Annotated in this window: 27 protein-coding genes; 16 read left to right on the plus strand and 11 right to left on the minus strand. The window is 63.5% G+C overall.

Annotated elements, in window-relative coordinates; all coding sequences use genetic code 11:
- Nucleotides 1–14: 14 nt before the first annotated feature.
- Nucleotides 15–854, minus strand: coding sequence for a pirin family protein (locus tag WDLP6_RS21175; protein ID WP_162593934.1), 840 nt, complete (start codon nucleotides 852–854; stop codon nucleotides 15–17).
- A 63-nt stretch (nucleotides 855–917) separates the two neighbouring features.
- Between WDLP6_RS21175 and WDLP6_RS21180 the strand changes: the two genes are divergently transcribed.
- Complete coding sequence (locus tag WDLP6_RS21180; protein ID WP_162593935.1) at nucleotides 918–2,195, plus strand: hypothetical protein; 1,278 nt, start codon at nucleotides 918–920, stop codon at nucleotides 2,193–2,195.
- A 78-nt stretch (nucleotides 2,196–2,273) separates the two neighbouring features.
- Nucleotides 2,274–3,680 carry an FAD-dependent oxidoreductase gene (locus WDLP6_RS21185; RefSeq protein ID WP_162593936.1) on the plus strand — a complete coding sequence of 469 codons (1,407 nt, stop codon included), beginning with the start codon at nucleotides 2,274–2,276 and terminating at the stop codon, nucleotides 3,678–3,680.
- On the opposite strand, the gene WDLP6_RS21190 is transcribed toward WDLP6_RS21185, so the two are convergent.
- Nucleotides 3,631–3,915, minus strand: a complete 285-nt coding sequence (locus tag WDLP6_RS21190; RefSeq protein ID WP_162593937.1) for a hypothetical protein — start codon at nucleotides 3,913–3,915, stop codon at nucleotides 3,631–3,633. The two genes, WDLP6_RS21185 and WDLP6_RS21190, sit on opposite strands and share 50 nt — an antisense overlap.
- A gap of 30 nt (nucleotides 3,916–3,945) precedes the next feature.
- Between WDLP6_RS21190 and WDLP6_RS21195 the strand changes: the two genes are divergently transcribed.
- From WDLP6_RS21195 to WDLP6_RS21210, 4 genes are all read left to right on the plus strand, one after another.
- On the plus strand, nucleotides 3,946–4,857 hold the full coding sequence (locus tag WDLP6_RS21195; RefSeq protein ID WP_162593938.1) for a LysR family transcriptional regulator: 912 nt from the start codon (nucleotides 3,946–3,948) through the stop codon (nucleotides 4,855–4,857).
- Between the two features lie 68 nt (nucleotides 4,858–4,925).
- Nucleotides 4,926–6,152, plus strand: coding sequence for a CaiB/BaiF CoA transferase family protein (locus WDLP6_RS21200; protein ID WP_162593939.1), 1,227 nt, complete (start codon nucleotides 4,926–4,928; stop codon nucleotides 6,150–6,152).
- A gap of 174 nt (nucleotides 6,153–6,326) precedes the next feature.
- Complete coding sequence (locus WDLP6_RS21205) at nucleotides 6,327–7,286, plus strand: Bug family tripartite tricarboxylate transporter substrate binding protein (RefSeq protein WP_162593940.1); 960 nt, start codon at nucleotides 6,327–6,329, stop codon at nucleotides 7,284–7,286.
- Between the two features lie 202 nt (nucleotides 7,287–7,488).
- Entirely contained in the window at nucleotides 7,489–8,205 is a 717-nt protein-coding gene (locus WDLP6_RS21210; protein ID WP_162593941.1) for a hypothetical protein, read from the plus strand.
- A gap of 130 nt (nucleotides 8,206–8,335) precedes the next feature.
- On the opposite strand, the gene WDLP6_RS21215 is transcribed toward WDLP6_RS21210, so the two are convergent.
- The 3 genes from WDLP6_RS21215 to WDLP6_RS21225 form a co-directional block, all read right to left on the minus strand.
- Nucleotides 8,336–8,659, minus strand: coding sequence for a hypothetical protein (locus tag WDLP6_RS21215; RefSeq protein ID WP_162593942.1), 324 nt, complete (start codon nucleotides 8,657–8,659; stop codon nucleotides 8,336–8,338).
- Nucleotides 8,652–8,921: a hypothetical protein gene (locus WDLP6_RS21220; protein WP_162593943.1), complete on the minus strand. Its 270-nt coding sequence runs from the start codon at nucleotides 8,919–8,921 to the stop codon at nucleotides 8,652–8,654. Before WDLP6_RS21220 ends, WDLP6_RS21215 begins: the two co-directional genes overlap by 8 nt.
- A gap of 474 nt (nucleotides 8,922–9,395) precedes the next feature.
- Nucleotides 9,396–9,644 carry a hypothetical protein gene (locus WDLP6_RS21225; RefSeq protein WP_162593944.1) on the minus strand — a complete coding sequence of 83 codons (249 nt, stop codon included), beginning with the start codon at nucleotides 9,642–9,644 and terminating at the stop codon, nucleotides 9,396–9,398.
- A 482-nt stretch (nucleotides 9,645–10,126) separates the two neighbouring features.
- Between WDLP6_RS21225 and WDLP6_RS21230 the strand changes: the two genes are divergently transcribed.
- Both WDLP6_RS21230 and WDLP6_RS21235 read left to right on the plus strand, forming a co-directional pair.
- The gene (locus tag WDLP6_RS21230; RefSeq protein ID WP_162593945.1) at nucleotides 10,127–11,497 is read left to right on the plus strand and encodes an OB-fold protein; all 1,371 of its coding nucleotides are present in this window, start codon (nucleotides 10,127–10,129) and stop codon (nucleotides 11,495–11,497) included.
- Nucleotides 11,498–11,811: 314 nt separating this feature from the next.
- The gene (locus WDLP6_RS21235) at nucleotides 11,812–12,222 is read left to right on the plus strand and encodes a hypothetical protein (RefSeq protein ID WP_162593946.1); all 411 of its coding nucleotides are present in this window, start codon (nucleotides 11,812–11,814) and stop codon (nucleotides 12,220–12,222) included.
- A gap of 345 nt (nucleotides 12,223–12,567) precedes the next feature.
- On the opposite strand, the gene WDLP6_RS21240 is transcribed toward WDLP6_RS21235, so the two are convergent.
- Nucleotides 12,568–12,807, minus strand: coding sequence for a hypothetical protein (locus tag WDLP6_RS21240; RefSeq protein ID WP_162593947.1), 240 nt, complete (start codon nucleotides 12,805–12,807; stop codon nucleotides 12,568–12,570).
- A 180-nt stretch (nucleotides 12,808–12,987) separates the two neighbouring features.
- Here WDLP6_RS21240 and WDLP6_RS21245 point away from each other — a divergent pair, with 180 nt between their 5' ends.
- Both WDLP6_RS21245 and WDLP6_RS21250 read left to right on the plus strand, forming a co-directional pair.
- On the plus strand, nucleotides 12,988–13,269 hold the full coding sequence (locus tag WDLP6_RS21245; protein ID WP_443083420.1) for a DUF3606 domain-containing protein: 282 nt from the start codon (nucleotides 12,988–12,990) through the stop codon (nucleotides 13,267–13,269).
- Nucleotides 13,270–13,502: 233 nt separating this feature from the next.
- On the plus strand, nucleotides 13,503–13,679 hold the full coding sequence (locus WDLP6_RS21250) for a hypothetical protein (RefSeq protein WP_162593948.1): 177 nt from the start codon (nucleotides 13,503–13,505) through the stop codon (nucleotides 13,677–13,679).
- Here the strand turns inward: WDLP6_RS21250 and WDLP6_RS21255 are convergent.
- Nucleotides 13,676–14,434 (minus strand): SOS response-associated peptidase, encoded by a 759-nt coding sequence (locus WDLP6_RS21255; protein WP_162593949.1) that lies wholly within the window; start codon nucleotides 14,432–14,434, stop codon nucleotides 13,676–13,678. The two genes, WDLP6_RS21250 and WDLP6_RS21255, sit on opposite strands and share 4 nt — an antisense overlap.
- 164 nt (nucleotides 14,435–14,598) lie before the next feature.
- Here WDLP6_RS21255 and WDLP6_RS21260 point away from each other — a divergent pair, with 164 nt between their 5' ends.
- Both WDLP6_RS21260 and WDLP6_RS21265 read left to right on the plus strand, forming a co-directional pair.
- Entirely contained in the window at nucleotides 14,599–15,090 is a 492-nt protein-coding gene (locus tag WDLP6_RS21260) for a Panacea domain-containing protein (protein WP_162593950.1), read from the plus strand.
- Nucleotides 15,083–15,514: a hypothetical protein gene (locus WDLP6_RS21265; protein ID WP_162593951.1), complete on the plus strand. Its 432-nt coding sequence runs from the start codon at nucleotides 15,083–15,085 to the stop codon at nucleotides 15,512–15,514. Before WDLP6_RS21260 ends, WDLP6_RS21265 begins: the two co-directional genes overlap by 8 nt.
- Nucleotides 15,515–15,616: 102 nt before the next feature.
- On the opposite strand, the gene WDLP6_RS21270 is transcribed toward WDLP6_RS21265, so the two are convergent.
- Both WDLP6_RS21270 and WDLP6_RS21275 read right to left on the minus strand, forming a co-directional pair.
- Nucleotides 15,617–15,904: a hypothetical protein gene (locus tag WDLP6_RS21270; protein ID WP_162593952.1), complete on the minus strand. Its 288-nt coding sequence runs from the start codon at nucleotides 15,902–15,904 to the stop codon at nucleotides 15,617–15,619.
- Nucleotides 15,905–15,911: 7 nt separating this feature from the next.
- A complete protein-coding gene (locus tag WDLP6_RS21275) occupies nucleotides 15,912–16,091 on the minus strand; it encodes a DUF3606 domain-containing protein (RefSeq protein WP_162593953.1) in 180 nt (59 codons plus the stop codon).
- A 171-nt stretch (nucleotides 16,092–16,262) separates the two neighbouring features.
- Between WDLP6_RS21275 and WDLP6_RS21280 the strand changes: the two genes are divergently transcribed.
- The gene (locus WDLP6_RS21280) at nucleotides 16,263–16,529 is read left to right on the plus strand and encodes a hypothetical protein (RefSeq protein ID WP_162593954.1); all 267 of its coding nucleotides are present in this window, start codon (nucleotides 16,263–16,265) and stop codon (nucleotides 16,527–16,529) included.
- Here WDLP6_RS21280 and WDLP6_RS21285 read toward each other — a convergent pair.
- Both WDLP6_RS21285 and WDLP6_RS21290 read right to left on the minus strand, forming a co-directional pair.
- Nucleotides 16,526–16,780: a hypothetical protein gene (locus WDLP6_RS21285; RefSeq protein WP_162593955.1), complete on the minus strand. Its 255-nt coding sequence runs from the start codon at nucleotides 16,778–16,780 to the stop codon at nucleotides 16,526–16,528. The two genes, WDLP6_RS21280 and WDLP6_RS21285, sit on opposite strands and share 4 nt — an antisense overlap.
- 80 nt (nucleotides 16,781–16,860) lie before the next feature.
- Complete coding sequence (locus WDLP6_RS21290) at nucleotides 16,861–17,079, minus strand: hypothetical protein (RefSeq protein ID WP_162593956.1); 219 nt, start codon at nucleotides 17,077–17,079, stop codon at nucleotides 16,861–16,863.
- A 49-nt stretch (nucleotides 17,080–17,128) separates the two neighbouring features.
- Between WDLP6_RS21290 and WDLP6_RS21295 the strand changes: the two genes are divergently transcribed.
- The 3 genes from WDLP6_RS21295 to WDLP6_RS21305 all read left to right on the plus strand — a co-directional run bounded on the left by WDLP6_RS21295 (nucleotide 17,129) and on the right by WDLP6_RS21305 (nucleotide 18,627).
- Complete coding sequence (locus WDLP6_RS21295) at nucleotides 17,129–17,401, plus strand: hypothetical protein (protein ID WP_162593957.1); 273 nt, start codon at nucleotides 17,129–17,131, stop codon at nucleotides 17,399–17,401.
- A 9-nt stretch (nucleotides 17,402–17,410) separates the two neighbouring features.
- On the plus strand, nucleotides 17,411–17,722 hold the full coding sequence (locus tag WDLP6_RS21300) for a hypothetical protein (RefSeq protein ID WP_197910182.1): 312 nt from the start codon (nucleotides 17,411–17,413) through the stop codon (nucleotides 17,720–17,722).
- A gap of 536 nt (nucleotides 17,723–18,258) precedes the next feature.
- Nucleotides 18,259–18,627 (plus strand): FHA domain-containing protein, encoded by a 369-nt coding sequence (locus WDLP6_RS21305; RefSeq protein WP_162593958.1) that lies wholly within the window; start codon nucleotides 18,259–18,261, stop codon nucleotides 18,625–18,627.
- Nucleotides 18,628–18,630 lie beyond the last annotated feature (3 nt).

Raw genomic sequence — 18,630 nt, forward strand, 5'->3', positions numbered from 1 at the left:
TGCGGCAGGCGCTCTCAGAACGGAACGCCGTCGAGCGTGCCCATCTTGCCGCTGGCGAAGTCGCGCTTCGTCTGTGCCAGGCGCTCGGGCGTGTCCATCACGAAGGGCCCGGAGAACAGAACAGCGCCCTCCACCAGCATGCCGCCCAGCAACGCCACGTCGACCGGATGCTCGCACGTTGCAGTGATGCCGAGCCGGTCGCCCGGCGTCAGGATCGCGAGCGCGCCCGCGCCGATGGCAGTTCCTTCGCTGCCGACCAGCGAACCGTCCAGCACATAAAGCCCAAGTTCCTGCGTGGCGTCCACCGACAACGAGACGGTCGCCGACGGATCGAGATGCACATGGGCCAGCGTGGTCGGCGTGGCGAGCTTCATCGGCCCGCGGACACCCTCCACCTGCCCGCAGACGACGCGCACGCGCGCGCCCTCCTGCACGATCTCCGGAATGTCGGCAGCACGAAACGATGCATAGGCGGGCGCCACGAGCTTCTGGTCCGGCGGCAGGCTGGTCCAGAGTTGCAGCCCATGGCGTCCGCCGGCGGGCTGCTCGGCGTGCAGCATGCCGCGGCCGGCGCGGATGTGCTGCGCATCGCCCGACCCGAGGTGATCGACATGGCCCAGGCTGTCGCGGTGTTCGACGCCACCTTCGAGCAGATAGCTCAGCACCTCGATGCCCGCATGCGGATGCGGCCTGTCGCCGATGCCGCGCTGGCTCCGGTGGCGGTAGTGATCGATGAAGATGAAAGGTCCCAGCGCCGTTCGCTGTGCGGAAGGCAATCCACGCCGCAGCAGCATGTCGCCGTCGTCGATGAGTGGCTCGGCCTGCAGCGTGGTGGTGATCGTTCGTGTTGTCATTGCAGATGCTTCGAGGATCGTGACACTATTGATTTTTCACGATTGCTTTGCAAGGAGTTTCCGATGAGCAGCAACATCCGCGCCCCACTGCCTGACCGGAAGGTGACCACGACCGACGAATTGATTGCAGCCACCCGCGAGGGCGGCGCCCAGCGCTTCATCGTGCACGGCAAGCTCGCGAACGCACCCTCCATTCGCCTCGCGCCGGGCCAGGCCTTGTGCGGCGAGGACGATCAGTCCTCCATCACCTTTGCCGACGGCAGCGAAGGCCTGCAACTGACGACGGACAACGAGATCCGCCTGCTGCGCCTCACGGCATCGCCGGCGCAGCGCGTGATCTTCAACGACACGCAGGTCGACAGCCTCGGCCGCATGCGGCTGACGCGCGTCACCGCGACCGGCCAGGTGCAGATCCTCGCGCGCGATGCCGTCAAGGGCGGCCATGTCGATGTCGACGGGCTCGACATCGTGGCGGCCGACGCGCGTGTGCGCAGCGACAGGCCGCAAGGCTTCGGCGTCCATGTGCTGCAAGGCGCATTCACGCTCTGGAACATGCAGCAGGACGAGCGCAGCGTCGTCACGGCCAGGCTCGTCGGCCTGTCGGCAGGCCGCGAGGGCGCGCCGGTGCGCGGCAGCGGCATCTTCGTCAGTGGTGCCGGCTTCACCGGCGGGAAACTCGTCGCAGCGCTGCTCGAAACCGGCGCGGTCTACAGCGACGGCGGGATTGCGCCGGGCACGCCCGATCAGATCACCGGCGGCGTCTTCACCGTCTTCAACGCCCATGTCGACGAAGTGCGCAACCGCGGCCCTGTCGTGACCTACGGCGTGAACGACATGGTGCTCGACAACTGGGGCAACGTCGACCGCTGGACCGCCGAGGAGAAGCTGACGTCCTATGGACCGAGCGGCATCGGCTTCGTGAACTTCAACATCGTCAACACGCTGAAGGTCCGCGCGCCGATCGAAACCTTCGGCGCCGGCGCGCGCGGCTTCAACGTCTATGCGGGCACGGTCGGCCTGGCGGAGTTCGATCGGGTCACGACGCATGCGAACGGCGCGGTCGGCATCCAGATCAGCCAGCCGATCGGCCGCCTGGTGGTGCATCGCGGCGTGGAGACCTTCGGCGGCACCGGCGATTCGCTCGTGAAAGGCGTGGTGATGAAGCTCGCGGCGATTGCGCTGAGCATCAAGCCCGGCGGGTCGGCACAGGCGATCGAGATCGACGGCGGGCTCACGACGCATGGCGAGGGCGTGGCACCGATGGAGCTGCACGGCGCGATCGGCACCTTCAAGGTCGGTGGTGGCCTTGCGGCCGCGGGCGGCGGATTCGACAAGATCTGAGGCAGCGCACCGCCGGCATATCGCCGCAGTGCTCGCGCGTCCGAACATTCGGAAGACCGAAGTCTTCATGGAGGTTTCATGTCGGAAATCCAGCACTGCGACATCCTCGTCCTCGGCAGCGGCGAGTCGGGGAAATACCTGGCATGGACGATGGCGAAGACCGGGCTGCGTTCCGTTGTCATCGAGCGTGCACTGATCGGCGGCTCCTGCCCGAACGTCGCCTGTCTGCCGAGCAAGAACGTCATCTACAGCGCGCACGTGGCCGCGCTGTTGCGCCGCGCAGCGGAGTTCGGGATCTCCTGCGGTGCGATCGGCATCGACATGGGCGCCGTGCGCGATCGCAAGCGCCGGATGGTGGATGACCTGATCGAGATCCACCGCAGGAACTACGCGGCGAGCGGCGCCGAACTCGTCATGGGCGAAGGCCGCTTCGTCGCGCCGAAGACCATCGAGGTGCAGCTGGAAGATGGGACCACCACGATGTTCACCGGCGACCGCGTCTATCTGAATGTCGGCACGCTCGCCACCATTCCGGACACGCCGGGGCTTCGGCAGTCCCGGCCGCTGACGCATGTCGAAGCGCTCGAGCTCGACCGTGTTCCAGAACACCTGGTCGTGCTGGGCGGCGGCTATGTCGGGCTCGAGTTCGCGCAGCCGATGCGCCGCTTCGGCAGTCGCGTGACGGTGTTGGAGCAAGGGCCGCAGTTGGCGGCACGCGAGGACAGCGACGTGGCCGAAGCGCTGATGCGGCGCTTCTCGGAAGAAGGCATCGAGATTGTGCTCAACGCCGAGCTGATCGACGTCGAGGGCCGCTCGGGTGACAAGGTGCGACTTCGCATCCGCACGGCGTCCGGCACGCAGCTGGTCGAAGGCAGCGACATCCTCGTCGCTGCCGGACGCATGGCGAACACACAAGGGATCGGACTCGAAGCGGCAGGCGTCGCGCTCAATGAGCGGGGCTACGTCAAGGTCAACGAGCGTCTCGAGACCTCGGCCGAAGGTATCTGGGCGATGGGCGACTGCGCGGGAAGCCCGCAGTTCACGCACGCGGCGTTCGACGACTTCCGCATCGTGAGGGACAACCTGAACGGCGGCCAACGCACGACGCGCGATCGCATGATGCCCTATTGCATGTTCACCGACCCCGAGCTCGGGCGGGTCGGCCTGAACGAGTCCGAGGCGCGGCGCGCGGGCGTGCCCTACCGCATCGCCAAGGTCGCGATGGCGGCGGTGCTGCGAACACGCACGATTTCGGAGACGTACGGCCACCTCAAGGCGCTCATCGCCACGGACAGCGATCGCATCCTCGGCTTCACCGCATTGGGCGCGGGCGCGGGTGAATTGATCGCGGTGGTGCAGACTGCGATGCTCGCGGGTCTTCCCTATACGGCACTGCGCGACAGTGTCCTGGCGCATCCGACGATCGCCGAAGGTCTCACCGTCCTGTTTGCCAACGAACCGGCTCTGCCTGCAACCGCCGGTTGACCGCGTGAGTGACCGGCCCATCGGCCTGAAAGTCGCTCCCTGAATCGATCAGGGCGCGGCTCTGGTGCAGCTTCTCCACACCACCATCGCCGCCCGAGACGCGCGCAGGATTCGGCAGGAGGTCTAATGCCTGTTTCGCTGCTGCAGCAGAATGAAGATTCCAGAATCCATCGCCGAGCTCCTGCGGGGTCGCATCGGACAATGAGAGGAACGGGATGCCAGCCTCGATCGCCAACCTGCATACAACTTCCTTGCGACTTCTGAAATGAAGGCCCTCGACTCGCTGCGGATCTTCGTGATCACCCTGAAGAAGGGAAGCCTCTCGGCCGCGGCGCGCAGCCTGAGCCTGTCGCCCGCGACCATCTCGCGCCGCATCAGCGCGCTAGAGGAAGAACTCGGCGTGCAGTTGGTGGACCGCACCAGCCGCAACCTCAAGGTCACCGAAGCAGGCCAGGCCTTTCTCGAACGCGCCGAGGTGGTGCTCGAAGCGATGGCCGAGGCAGAGGAAGCCGCGCGCAAATCCAAGCTGGTGCCCGAGGGACGGCTGCGCATCCACTCGCGTACGCAGATCGGCCAGCGCGTGATCGCGCCGCTGTTGCCGCGCTTCGCCGAGCGCTATCGGGACGTCCGGGTGGAGTTCGAACTGTCCGAGCACCCCGTCAATCTGGTGGAGCAGGACTTCGACATCGACATCCGCACCGGCGAGTCCAACGATTCGAGCTTCGTGATCAAGCGGCTGCTCAGCAGCGAAGAGGTGCTGGTGGCCAGTCCGTCCTTCGTCAAGGCGCATCCGCGCATCCGGCATCCGAGCGATCTGCCGAACCTGAAGTGCCTCACCTACCGCCGCGAGCGCGAGAGCACCACCTGGAAGTACATCGACGAACAGGTGGAACAGCAGGTGCTGCCGATCGAGGGCGTGCTGAGTTCGAACAACGGCGAAGTACTGCGCATCGCCGCGATCGGCGGCATGGGGATCGCGCTGCTGTCGGAGCCCACCGTGCGCAGCAACATCGAAGACGGCTCGCTGGTGCGGCTCTTGTCCGAGTACCGCCTCGCGGTGCGCGGGTTTTCCAACGGCATCTACGCGGTCTTCCGCCAGAGCCGCACCCTGCCGCTGAAGGTGCGCGCCTTCGTCGATTTCATGGCCGAGGCGCTGCGCGAAGACACGGCACCGTGAGGGCGACGCAAAGCAGCTTTGCAGCTTCTGCCTTTCCGCCGCGGCCGCCGGCTCCTAGAGTTGCGCGGATGAACGAACAAGCCGCTGCTCCTCCGCCCCTGCAGGGCATCCGCGTCGTCGAACTCGGCAACTACATCGCAGGCCCCGGCACCGCGATGACGCTCGGCGACCTCGGCGCCGAAGTGGTGAAGCTCGAATCGATGGAAGGCGACATGTCGCGCCACACGGGCCACTTCGGGCACGCGATGCTGCGCGCCTACAACCGCAGCAAGAAGTCGATCGCGCTCGATCTGCGCAAGCCGCGCGGCATCGAGATCGCGCGCCGCCTCATCCTGCGCGCCGACGTGGTCGTGCAGAACCTGCGACCGGGCGCCGCCGAGTCGCTCGGCCTCGGCGCGGATGCATTGCGCGCGATGCATCCGGGGCTGGTCCATGTGTCGATCAGCGGCTTTCCGGCCGATGCGCCTTCGCGCGACCGGCCGGGCTACGACATTGCGGCGCAGGCGGAAAGCGGCCTGATGTCGGTGACCGGCGAAGCGCGAGGCCTGCCGCAGAAGGTGGGCGCCACCATCATCGACGCGGCGACCGTTCAGGTGGCGGCCCAGGCCGTGCTCGCCGCGCTGTTCCGGCGCGTGCGCACCGGCGTCGGGGAAACCATCCGTGTCTCGCTGCTGGAAGTGGCCCTGCACCTGCAGCTGCCGAACTGGAGCGACTACCTGGCGCGCGGCGTCGAACCGACACGCAGCGGCGACGGCCAGCCGATGAACGCACCCGCGGCCGACATCTTCCGCACACGCGACGGCATGGTGGTGGTCTCCGCCTATGTGCAGTCGCATTGGGTGCGCCTGTGCGAAACCATCGGCTGCCCCGAACTCGCGACCGATGCGCGCTTTCTCACCAACGAGCTGCGGGTGGCGAACCGGCCGACCATGAAGCTGGCCGTGAGTGAACGGCTGTCGCGCCACGACACGCGTGAATGCGTGGACCTGCTCACGCGCAACGGCATCGTCGTGGGGGTGGTGCGCAGCTACGGCGACGTGCTGGCGGGCGAGGACTTCCGTTCGAGCCGCATGGTGATGGACGTCGCGCCGAACGGCGATCGCCCTGGCTACGCCAGCTTCGGCCTGCCCTACGAGCTGTGCGGCACGCCGCGCCGCCGGACCGAGGCTGCGCCCGCGCACGGCGCGCACACCGAGGAGATCCTGCGGGACGCCGGGTTCAGCGACGGCGAGACGGCGCAACTGCTGGAGGCCGGCGTCGTGAAGGCCGCGGTGGCCGCAGGCACCGGAGCCTGAATGGCCCGCCGGGCCTGCCCGAGCCATGGCCGCACCCCTGCCCCGTGTGCACGACATACAAAGCAGCTTTTCATTCCTTGCAGATTTGCGGCCGATGCCCGGCGATAGACTGCGCCGGCGACCCCGACGCGCGGACATCGATGCCGCCGCGGGCCCCGCTCACAAGGAGACAAAGTGCGTTATCTGAAATTCATCGCCGGCCTGTCGCTGGGATTGATCGCGGCGCTGGGCGCGGCCCATGCGGAACAACCCACCCGCATCGTGGTCCCGTTCGCGGCCGGCGGCGGCACCGACCAATACGTCCGCATCCTGGCCTCGGAGCTCACGAAACGCGGGATGCAGATCATCGTGGAGAACAAGCCCGGCGCGAGCGGCATCGTCGCCGCGGACTACGTGGCCAAGTCGCGGCCGGACGGCCGCACGGTGCTGGTGTCCTCGCTCGGCACGCTGGCCAACAACACCATCCTGTTCGACAAGCTGCCCTACGACCCGGTCAAGGATTTCGCGCCGGTCTCGCAGATCGCCTACCAGCCCGCGATCATCGTCGGGCGCACCGACCTGCCGTACAAGAACATCAAGGAGATGGTCGAATACGCCAAGCTGCATCCGGGCAAGATCAACCGCGGCTCCCCGGGCTCGGCCATCCTCACCAACCTGGCGCCGATGAGTTTCGAGAAGTCGATCGGCATCAGCACCACCCATGTGCCCTTCAACGGCGATACGCCGGCGCTGCAGGCATTGCTCGGCGGGCAGATCGACATCGACGGCACGTCCATCACGGGTTCGCTGCCCTACGTCCGCAGCGGCCAGCTCCGCGTGCTCGGCGTGATGGACAGCCGCAGGCTTTCGCAGGTGCCGGAGGCGCCGACCTTCAAGGAGATGGGCTACGACGTCCAGGCCGTGCTGTGGTATTCACTCTCGGTGCCGGCGGCCACGCCGAAAGCGGCGATCGAACGGCTGAACCACGCCGTCAACCAGGTGATCGCCGACCCCGAGTTCGTCACGCGCGCCCATGCCATCGGCATGGAGCCGCGCGGCGGCACGCCGGAGGAACTGGCGAAGTTCGTTCGCACCGAGTTCGATCGGTGGGTGCCGTTGTTGCAGAGTTTGAATTTGCCGAAGCAGGGGCAGTGAGGGGTGAGGGTTGCGAAGAGTGACCCACGACTCGCGGCGGAGAGTGTGTCCGCACAGTCTCTAGAATCCATGCGGGTTTCGAGACCATTCGCCGATTTTTCCATCATCCCTACCGCCAAACGGGAATCGATTGATCTGCGCGAGGAGACAACGTCGGCGATCCATCTACGATAGGCCTCGTACAACCCCCGCGAGGTTCAAAGTGCCCCAATTTCAAGTGCCGCTCGGCGAGGCCATCCACACGTTCGAAGACTTGCCCAAGAGCGCAGGCATCCGGTGGGCGGTCGGAGACCCAGACGGCTTGCGCAGTTCAACTTGGCGGATCTGGGGAAACAAGAAGGGCGATGTCTATGCGGCAATCAGGCACCTTGGTGGAGTGACGAAGGCCAGCTTCCATCGAGATCGAAAATGCCAAGTCGGCTTCACCACCGAGTACATGCAATCTCCTGACGGCGGCGACGTCGAAGGCTCGCGGCACTGGGTCACCTGGAAACTGCCAGAAGCACCGATGGTTCAAGCGATGCACATCATCTGCCCCGACGAGGATCTCGTGCGATTCAACGATGAGCCGGAAGAAGCAAGGCTCATGCGGTGGCTTCCGGCTCCCGGCATCGGGCATGCGAAGGTGACGACAATTCACATCGCCGAACCGCCCAATGACAGCGGGTGGAAAGAGGCGACAAGTCGCGGCGAACTCATCGGGTTTTTCGAATGCCCGACGCGCACGACGTGGATCACTTCCATCTCCCAGCATCTTGGTCCGAACGAGCGCGCGCTTGTGGCAACTTGGCGCAACTGGGGGACCGAAGTCGCAGGCGCAAAGACGGATGAGGCAGGCGCTCGCATGCTGTATCTGGGTGGCTCACCCCCAGCAGAAACGCCTTTCATGATCGAGTTGCGGCCTGAAATCGGCTCCTAACGCTGCGGCGCACCTGAAACGCCCCGAACGGCCTGCGATCAGGGCTCAGCTCGCGCCCCGCACCAGACGCAGATGCGTCTGGCTGCCGTCCTCGTCGGTCAGTTCGCCGGCCCGCTACGAAACTCTGAAGTCAGCGCGGGCCGTCGCGCGGCAACTGGTGCTGGAGGGTGGCGACCTGATCCTGCAGGAACGCCAGCGCGCCTCGCGTGAAGGTCGGATTCTCGAAACAGCGGCCCGTGACATTGGTGATGAACCGGCTGCCGTCGCGCACAGAGCATGCGAACGCGATGCCAGTCACCTCGCCGCGGATCGCGAGATCGAGCAGCTGCGTGAGCGCATCTATGGTTTCCTGACACGGTTTCACTGCGGAGCGCACCAAGCGCAATGGCGCAGGCGTGGTGGCCGGCTTGGTCATCGACGCCGCGCGCTTGCTCGAGCCAAGGTGCTCAGCCATGTGCGCCGCTTTGCGCCACCGCATAGTCGAAATTGGTGTCGGCGATCTCGGGCGACGACATGAACATGTAGGTCGCGCTGCCCCCGATAGCGACGTGGTAGCGAGTCCGCGGCGGGCGCGGCTCGGCATGCACGCGCGGCGCAATGGTCGAGGCCCAAAGTTGCACCGAGCCCGACTCACGCAAGAGTTCAAACTTCGCGTCCTCCTCGGGCCGGAATCGATCGACCAGATCGGCGGGGGCTGCGGCGGGCTGCTTAGGCATGGGACACCTCCTCAGAGGCTCGCAGGCACGCCATCAGCCGGTGCTCCTGCGCCAGGTGCCCTGGCTCCTCCATCCACTCCTCTGCGATTTCGGCTAGATGAAGCGCCGTTGGGTTGTCTTCATCCGCGAATTGGCGCAGTTGGGTTGTTAGAGCCATCAACAGCGACCTGGCTCGGTCGTAGTGCTGACTGATCTCCAAAGCCATATCAATCGCAAGCGCTGTGCGTTGCCTCGGCGGCAACGACCTGTAGTACTGGAGGCCGTCAGGGGCTGCTGCCTCTTTCGATGTACCGCTTCTGGTCGTTGCTGCGCCGCTCGGGCGCGGGATAATTTGAGTAGCCATGATGTGCGAGTCCTTTCGCGGTTGCACGTTGTGGTTAGACGGCCCGAGGTGTGTCCAGCACCTTGGGCTGTCGCCTTTTTGCCTCAGATCAAATAGGCACTGGGTGCCTATCTGCGCCCTGAGGCGCGGCGTTATTCGGTCGGCAGCTTCGCCTTGTCGATCGCTCTGTTCAACCATGCCATGCCGAGCTGGCGGAGCTTGAGCCAACGCGCAGGCGTGAGCCTGAGCGAACTGGTCACTGCCTTTTGATCTTCGGGCAAGGGCGGCCGGCCGATTCGTGCTCGCTCTTCCATTTCTTGTTTCGTCATGGCCGTAAAGGTAACGCATAAAGAACGGTGATGCAAGTCTTTTTGCGTTACCTTTACTTCGAGCGCCGGCACGAGGCGCTAATTCACCCATCGAGACTTCCCTCAGTTGGTCTGCTAATGATGCGAACCCGCGAAGAATGAGCACTGGCCCGGCTTTCCGGCCTATTCTCAAGTTCGCGAAGCAGCGAAGGAGCGAAGTAGCGAAGTAAGGCGGACTGGGGGCAAGTAGGGATTCGCGATCCGCACCGGTGCATTGAGGTCTTCCCCAATGGCGTCGGCAAAAGGTTCAGCCTCCGATTGAAGGAGGGACCCGCCCGCGAGATCGTCGATGGTGCCGCGCTCAGCAGAGGCATGCGTTTGTCAACATCGGGTCGTGTGGCAAGAAGGCCCGGAAGGGCCTTGATCATTTACGCTGTCGGCCAATCGGGCGATGATCAAATGATTTTGTGAAGAACTGCACTGCCCGAAGCGCCGAGCGCCGTCAAAATTGGGCAGCGGCCCCTGGTTTTCGACAATTGGGCGATCAGGCGCTCGGCGTTCTAAGGTGACGAAAAATGAAAAGACTATTCTGGACGCTTGCCATTGTTCTGGCCCTTGGCGGTTGCGGCATGTCAAAGGACGAAGTCAGCGCAACCGTCAAGCAGTCGATGCAGCGGAAGCTGGATGATGATCCGGCGTTTAAAGAGTTCAAGCTGAAGGTCGGCGCCGTCGACGTTCTCAAGCAAAGCGACCACAGCTATAAAGGCATCGCCCACGTACAGTTCGACGGCGAGATGCAGGAAATTCCTGTCGACATCATCGTCGACGGCGATTCCGTGGCTTGGAACACCGGCCCGGGCGCCTTCATGTTCACGGCGCGAAGAGCAATCCAAAAGATGCTCACTCCGCCGACCGCGGACAGAGAGGCCGAAGCTCCCCCGATCGCTGCGGCGCAGTCAATTTCTCCCTCGCCTTCGGCTTCGGACATTCGCCTTGATGCCCCCAGCCTGTTTGCCGCGTACAAGGCCAACGAGGTAGCCGCCGACCTCAAGTACAAAGGCAAGCAACTTCTGGTGACCGGTCGATTGGAGTCGATCAGCAAAGACTTTGCGGATGACCCGTACCTATCGATCCAGAGCGGAAACGAGTTTGAGAGCGTGCGCGCGAACTTCGACAAGAGCGCTATCGCTGAGTTGGCGACGCTTCAACGTGGGCAGATCGTGACGCTGCATTGCACTGGCGGAGGCATGGTCGTTCAGTCGCCGATGCTCAATTGCTGGACGCCGGTCGAGGGGCCTGCGCCGATAGCAGCGGCAATTCAGACGGTTCCACAAATCGCCGCCACGCCGGCACCCTCACAACCAACAATGCCGGCGCCATCATTTGCTCAGGCGTCTCCCGCGGCCGAACCGGCCCAACGCCCTGGTTGGTGCAGCAAAGCCGGCACCAGCGTGGAGAAGATGATTTGTGCTGACGACGAGCTCTCGGCTCTCGACACCAAGCTTGGCGCCGCATTCAAGATCGCCGAGTCGAAGGCTGATGACAAGAAGGCCTTCTATGCGACCTCGCGAGCATGGCGTGTCGAACAACGGGATCGCTGCACTGCCAAGGACTGCGTGATTGATGCGTACCAAGAGCGCCTGGCCGACCTCGCTGCGCCTCCAAGGGCGACGACTGGGCCGACGCCTCGGCAGACAAACACGCCGGTGGTTGTCGCCCCGATGGCAGCTCCGGCCATGCCTCCCGTCGATGCCTTGGTCCTGCTCAAGGCGCGCGGTGACGCACTCACCGACCAATGCCGCAATGGTTCTGGCTCCGACCCGATGACGAGACAAGCATGTGACCAGCGGGAAGTGGTCCTTTCGAAGCTGAAAGGGATGGGATGGTGCTGGGGACGCACTGGGCAATACAACGGAGCCTTGGGCTGGGTTCAGTGCAGAAGTTAAGGCTCGGTGAGCGCGCGGTCGAATGCGTTTCGGCTACAGCTTTAAAACTCCACATGGAATCTCAATGAAGCGTATTTTTAGTTTTTCTTTCTTCCTGCTTGTCTTAGCCGGCTGCGCAAGTACCTCCGACATAGACCTCAGCAAGGTCGATAGTGCCTGCGGGCAAACTTGCTCAAAGACCTATTCGGAATGCCTGAGCTCGTTCACTTTTTTTCCGATACAAGCGCAACACCAATGCACGGATGGCCTGCGGCTCTGTGCCCAGACTTGCCCGGCAAGAGGGTCTTCCATGACCCAAAAGAATTAGTCCCCGTATGAAGGCGACTGCAATCGGTTTCGTGCTTTGTGCGACGTTCTTGGGGGCTCACGCCCAGGATGTCACCGCATGGGGAAAGGAGACCCGCAGCGCCTTCGCAGAATGCTCATTCGTTGGAACAGCGGACATGCTGATGGGAACGGTCACACCGGACGACATCTCGAAATCACGCGCGTGCGCGGAAGAGAAGATTCAGGGCGCAAAGATCGGTTATCAGGCGCTGCCAACGCAGTCGAAGCCAGCTGCAACGACGGCACTCAAGGACTACTTCGCCGCATGGATAGGCGCGATGAAATCTGTGCCCGGCCTTCTTGCCGGATCGAAGCGCGACAAGGACAGCGCTTCCCAGGCGACGAAGCAACGCCTAGAGGAGCTTTGGGCTCACGTCGAGATCGAAGCCGGCATCTGACTCGGCCCTGTCGTGCGCTCATACCTCGTCTTCAAAAGAGGTGGAAATGGAACAGATTCAACAGGCCCGGCACGGGCGCTTCCAACTGCGCGCGCGCGGCAACCGAGCGCCGAATGGCAAGTTCGCCGCGACATTCACGGTCGCCGAGATCTGCGGCTCGAAGAGATCGAGGTGATGCGCAGCAGCGGGCTACTCTTCGACACCGAGATCGAAGCTGCCGACGATGGCATGAGACGGCGAAGCGATGGCTGGATCGGACGCACCCGGAGGCCTGATGTTCGCTCGGCTGCTCTGCCGCACGTCCGCGCGGCGTGATCTCCAGTGCTGAAGCGGTAGCCCCTTCGGTCACTCGACGACATCGCCGCCGACCGGATCGGCATCCTCGTTCTCTTCGTTCACAGCCACTTGCCAGCAGACCGTGCCAGCCTGGAAAGCCTCGAACGCATTCGGGAACGAATGCTCTGAGGCCGAATGCTCCTCGACCCGATCGCCATCGCCAGTCGCCTGCAGCAGAAGCCAGTGGTAGGCGCCCTCATGGTCCGGGTCCTCAATGACGGTAAGCGCCAGATGCGAGAGGAAGGTCATCGGAATTTCTCCAGCTCGAGGGTGAGCCTTCTGGGATCGAAAACCAACCAACGCTTGTCGATTAGCATGGGCGGGAGGTCGCGTAGGTGGTCCATGGCAAGAGGTTCGGCGCTCGCCTACAAAAGCGCTGTCGGCCGAGCGCTAATTTCCTGCATGACACATCGCGTTGACCGACTGAAATTGATCCAGCAACTGTCGGCCGACGAACGACGCTGGCAACCCGATCCCGCGGACTGGCTAAAGGAGCACGACAACATGGCAGACGACCCGAAGAAAACAGGCCACGACCGCAAGCTTATCGCGCTCGATGAGCCGCACGAAGTTCGCAGCTGGACGGAATCTCTCGGATGCACTGAGGAGGAGCTGCGCGGCGTCGTGAAGGCAGTGGGAAACTCTGCGGAGAAGGTCCGGCAGCATTTCAGGCTACGTTTCGCGGCAAGATCGGGCGGCACCGGTATGTGAGGCGGCCATGCCGGAGAAATGTCGCGATGCCAAGTTCACCGAGGATACGGCGAAGCTAAAGGGCTCGCTTCAGGACCTCGATCCGAAGAAGGCAAGGCGGGCGCATGTCAAGGGGAAGGGAACAGCGGCTGCGAAGGCAATCCTAAGGCGCCACGCGAAACGATAGGCCCGCTGCCGGCTCACAAGGTCCCGAGAACTGGGTCGGAGCCGCTGCTTGTCAGCTACGATCTGCGATGCTCTTCACGTTCAAGATCCTCGAGTCGCTGCCCGATGCGCACGTCATCGAGGTCGAATGCCCAGCTTGCCACGACCGGTGGGAGCTCACCCGCCCGAAGGACGTGATCACCACGCCGTCGCGCTACACGGTGATCTGCGGCAAGTGCCTGACCGATGGCTACATCGAGCTCTAGAACAGGTCGCCCTCAGCCGGCGGCACCTTGGGCTTAGCGCGCGAGGGCTTTGGCTTCTCCGCCTTCGGAGGCAGCGGCTCAGGCGTGGCCACCAGGCGCTCCGCGGGGTACTGCTGCATGAACTCCATCGACTGCTGTGGCGAGGCATCCAGCCAGGCCGCGTAGGCACCCTCGGGCAGGATCACGACCATGCGCTTATCCTGCATCTCGGGCGGCCGCGCGGGGTCCGGCCGGTGGTAGTGCCGGAAGACCTCGTGATCGTCCGCGTTGATCGTCAGCATCGCGAAGCTGTTCACCCATTCGCCGGTCGGGGCCTTCCACGGCGACCAGATCCCGGCCACGCCGAGGGTCTCGTCGTTCGCCGCTGTGAACCTGGTGGGCACATGCGTTCCCGTGCGCCAGTCGGGCTCGAAGATCGCCTCGCAGGGCACGATGCAGTGCCGCGCCTTGGCCCAGGCGTTCTTGAAGCTGGCCAGGCTCGCCACGGTCTCGCTGCGCGCGTTGTACGTGCGTACACCGTACTTCAGGTCCTTCGCGAATCCGGGCAGCAGGCCGAAGTGCGCCATCGTCACCTCGAAATCGGGCACGGCATCGTCGCCCGACTCACGCTCGGGTGGCCGGCGCACGATCGGCGCCAGCTGGGTCGGGTAGACGTGGCTCGAGCCGCGTGGCGCCTCCCAGTCCGCCGGCAGCTCGATGCCGTAGTGCTTCAGGTAATAGGCCCGGCGGCGCTCGCTGATGTAGTGGCTGCACATATGGGTCAACCCATTGGTGGGAACGGGCGTTAACTTTCTTCCTTCTTGACGCCTCGAAGGACATGAGGTAGGAAAAAATTGAGAATCAACGAACCGTGCTCATATAGTAGTTGATCCCTCCGCTAGCACTGTTACTATATCCAGTCAAGACCGGGGTAAAAGCCATGACGTACTCCCCTCGCATCATCGCCAACGCGTTCCTCCGTAAAGCCAAGGAGCAAAACACCGGCCTTTCGCATATGAAATTGCAAAAGCTGGTCTTCTACGCGCACGCCTGGAATTTGGCGCTCCATGGGGAACCGCTTCTTAGCGAGAAGGTGGAAGCCTGGACATATGGCCCGGTTGTGGATTCGCTATATCACGAACTCAAAGCCCATGGGTCCAACGACATCAAGTCCTATCTGAAAGAAGAGGACCGGAAAACCGGCGCCTTGGTCGCATATGTCCCGAACTCCTCGGATACGCAGACCTGGAAACTGATCGACCAAGTCTGGGATCGCTATTCAAAGTATTCCGCATCTCAGCTTTCCGCCATGACCCATACAAACGGTTCGCCCTGGCACCAGGCGCGGCTGGAAGACGATCGCAAGATCAGCAACGACGCGATCAGAGAGTACTACAGCAAAACCGCCAGGGTTGGCTTAGCCCGTGGCTGAGATCGAACCCAAGGAATCACTTCCTGCCGACCCTGTCAGCGTACCGCTAGAACCCATTAGCGACACTAAGGTCGCGGGCGAGCTTTCAACCTTCAATACTGACGGGCGAAAGCTCGACGTTAACCTGCGGCGCGCCTCAGGATACGCGGCCCTCGTCATCGCTGGCCTCCTGTACGTTGCGGGTCTGGGAGCAATTGCCGTGTTCATGGGCCTAGTTCCAAAAATCCCTGCCGCATCAAATGATCACTGGCACCTTGTTGTCGCGGCCGTGGCAGCGCTATTTTCCGTGCCCACCGTCCTCCTGCTGGCGGTTCTGCGGAGTACAGGAAACTTTCAAAAGGATGCCGGCGTGGATTCGATTCATGAAGCGGTCGGGAAAAAAGTGATGGGCGTGTTGGAAAAATGGCTCACACCCGAAAAGTAGCGTCTCCAACACTATTTCCAACGTAACTGCGAAGCTGGCGCCCTCAGAACGGCAACGACCGTACCGGGTCCGAGCCACACCACCGCTGCGGCGTCAGCCGACTCAGGGCAGGACCGAGCCGAACCCGAACGGCCCCGCCGGCGGCTTCGGCGCAGGCGGCGGCGCGCTCCTGGCCCGCGGGCCGATCTTGAGGTCTTCAGTCAGCGCCTGCAGCGCCATCAGCCCTGCGGCCATGGCCTCCTGGTAGCTCCCAAGCCATTCGTCGGCAGCATCGAGTTCGGTCCACTCGTAGAAGCCCTCCTGCTGCTCGATCAGCACCCAGGCGAACCAGCCCTTTTCGGGCTCATCGACGTAGACGGCGATGCGGCGCAAGCGGGCAGCCGTGGCCACGCGCGCGCTACTTCTTGCCGAGGAACGACCGGACCGCCTCGGCCGAGGTGCCGGCTTCCGCGACAGCCTTGCGCAGCGTCGCCTCATCCACGTCGAGCGCCTTCGTCCAATACCGGACCTCGTGATCCTCGTTGACGTTGATGCGAGTGCGATCCTGGCCGCCGCGGTTGGTGAGATCGTCTGCCATGGTCTTCTCCTTCTGTGAGAGGTTCATGAGACTTGGCGGGGCACCGGATGCGGGTCGGACGGAGCTTTGGCCGCGTGCAGGACGATGCCCAGGCATCAGTTCCTTATGTTCGCTTGCGCACAGACGCGTGTTGCGACGAGTGTAGACTCCAACCGATGTCGGAAAGGCGCCATGGACAATTCAGCCATCCCACACGGAGCTCGCGAAGTCATCTTGGACCAACCGAGGTGGTCGACCAAAATATGGTCAGGGGTCACCTTCGACCAAGGGCAGAACTACCATGGTGACGTGTTTCGCGGCTTGCTCTGCCTCTGTCACATTTCGCTAAGCGGCAACTTTGTCGATGAAGCAGCAGGCCAGAAAGCAGTGGCCGCCAGCGCTCTCAAATGGATCGATGCGTTCGAGAATAGGGATGCCAGCTATCCCAGGGCGTTCTAGAGTTCCTGAAAGCCGGTATCGCCGGTGTGCTGTCGCTCAGACCAGGCGTCGATGTAATCGCGCGCCTTCGAGTCCAGCGCCCAGCGGGCAGTTGCCGGATCCGCGCGGGAAGTGCTGAGCACGAGACGGCACTTGTGCTCGCCTCTATGACGCAAGTCGGCGTGTCCGGCGAAAAACTCGCCGGACGCCGCTGTTTCAATTGACACCCACCACCCTCGATACTCAAAACTCGACCCGTCGCCGGTTGTCATCTGTGTCTCATTTTTATGAGTGATGGGGAGCTGCGACCAGATCCTAAGCATAGCTTCGAGGTTGGAGATTGATAGGCCACCTATCCCCTAGACACGTCAGCCGCAGCCCCGCGCTCATGCCCGCCAAGGGGCATCAGCCATTCCCGGGCCGCCTGGGCCGGCGGCATGGCCCGCAGCCGGTCGTCGCGCCAGATCTCGGCGGCCACACGCTCGAGCTCCAGCGGATCCACGGTCCGCCAGCGCTGCTGCAGCCTGTGCGCGCAGGCGGCGATCCAGAGGTCTTCGGGTGTGTCTTCCATGTTGCCATCGCAGCAAACTACTGTATGCTTAACCAGTATGCGAGTCCGAATGAAACGCAGGTTCCGTCGAGGCGTCGAGCTCACCGATGCCCAGTTCACCGACCAACCCTGGACCAAGGGCATGCTCCAGCTCGAAAAGAGCGGCCTGTACCTCTGCGAATCCACCCCTGGCCACAACCCGCCGCCCTACGGGACACTGCATCGCCCTGCTCTCAAGGCCGTCTACAGTGATTCGATCAGCTTCACGGGGATCGAGGAGGAAGGCGGGGCGCTCTACGCGCAGGTTTGGTACTGCGAGACGCGAGGGGCCACGGCGGAGTAGCGTCCGGCCATGACCGACGACGAAGACGCAGACCCGGTAGGAGCGCCCAGAGACCCGCGCGCAGCCTTCTATGCCGTTGCCGTGCGCGTCGGCCTGATCCGCGAAGGCGATCCGCTCGATCAGAACCTGGTCGACTTCGCAAGCGGCATCGTCGAGCTCTGCGCCAGCATCGGGGACGGCTATACGCTGGACAGCGATGCGATCCACCATGTCGCGAGCGGGCGTGCATCCGGATGCCGCAGCAGCGCCAGCGTCGCCAGCAGCGCAGCCGGCAGCAGGATCTGCGCCTCCCCGAGACGCGTCAGCAGGTGCCAGAAGTGATGAAAGAGACCCAGCTCACCGAGCATGATTCAGCGACCCTTGTCGTCGAGTACCGGCTTCGCTCGCCAGGTCAACGGGAGAACATGCCGAGACCGGCCAGGAGCATGAAAACCGCCGCTGTGAGCAGCGTCAGCGCCACCCAGCGCAGGGCGACAGCCCGCGGAAGCGGTCGGTCCCTCCTGAAGGCCCTGAGGCGGTTCGCTCTTCGAGACATGCGTGCCATGGGCATGACTCTGCACGGATGCGGCTGATCTGCCACTGACGACCGCGTTTCAGTGGTCCCGGTCAGCACGTTCGGCAAGGTGGCGTCGGCGACCGGTGGACCGTCACCTCGCTCAAGACCGGAGAGACGGTCTACTCGGGCATCGGGCCGGTGGAGATCGTCAGGTCGCCGGCGCCGTTCTGATGTCTCAAGGCTCCTTGCCGGCTTTGTTCCGCTGGCGGCTGAAGATCACAGGCGGTGAGGCCAAGCGGCCGGGCCAAGATTCGACGTTGCCCTACGACTCGGCATCGGCAGGAACGCTAAAACTGCCAGCATGCCCAGACTTTTCATCGAAGGACCAACCGGCATCGCGGACGTGGTCCAGCTTCAAATTCCGCGAACGACCGTCGGGCGCTCGCTAGCCAACACCATCGTCCTAGACGATCTGCGGGTGAGTCGCCTTCACGCAGTCATCGATCTGGAGGCGCCCTTCTTCATCGTCAAGGACCTCTGGAGCAAAAACGGCGTCTACTTGAACGGCCGGAAAGTGCATGCCAGGGCGCTTTCCAGCGGGGACACCCTGAACGTCGGCGACTGCTCGATTCGTTTCATCGCGGAGAAAGACTATGAAGAGGCCGTGGCCGAGCCGCTTGGTTCGATCCCCGGCTTCCAGATGCACCGAATGGTGAGCTCAGCGCCTTGACAT

The sequence above is a fragment of the Variovorax sp. PBL-E5 genome (assembly GCF_901827185.1).
Lineage (GTDB): Bacteria > Pseudomonadota > Gammaproteobacteria > Burkholderiales > Burkholderiaceae_C > Variovorax.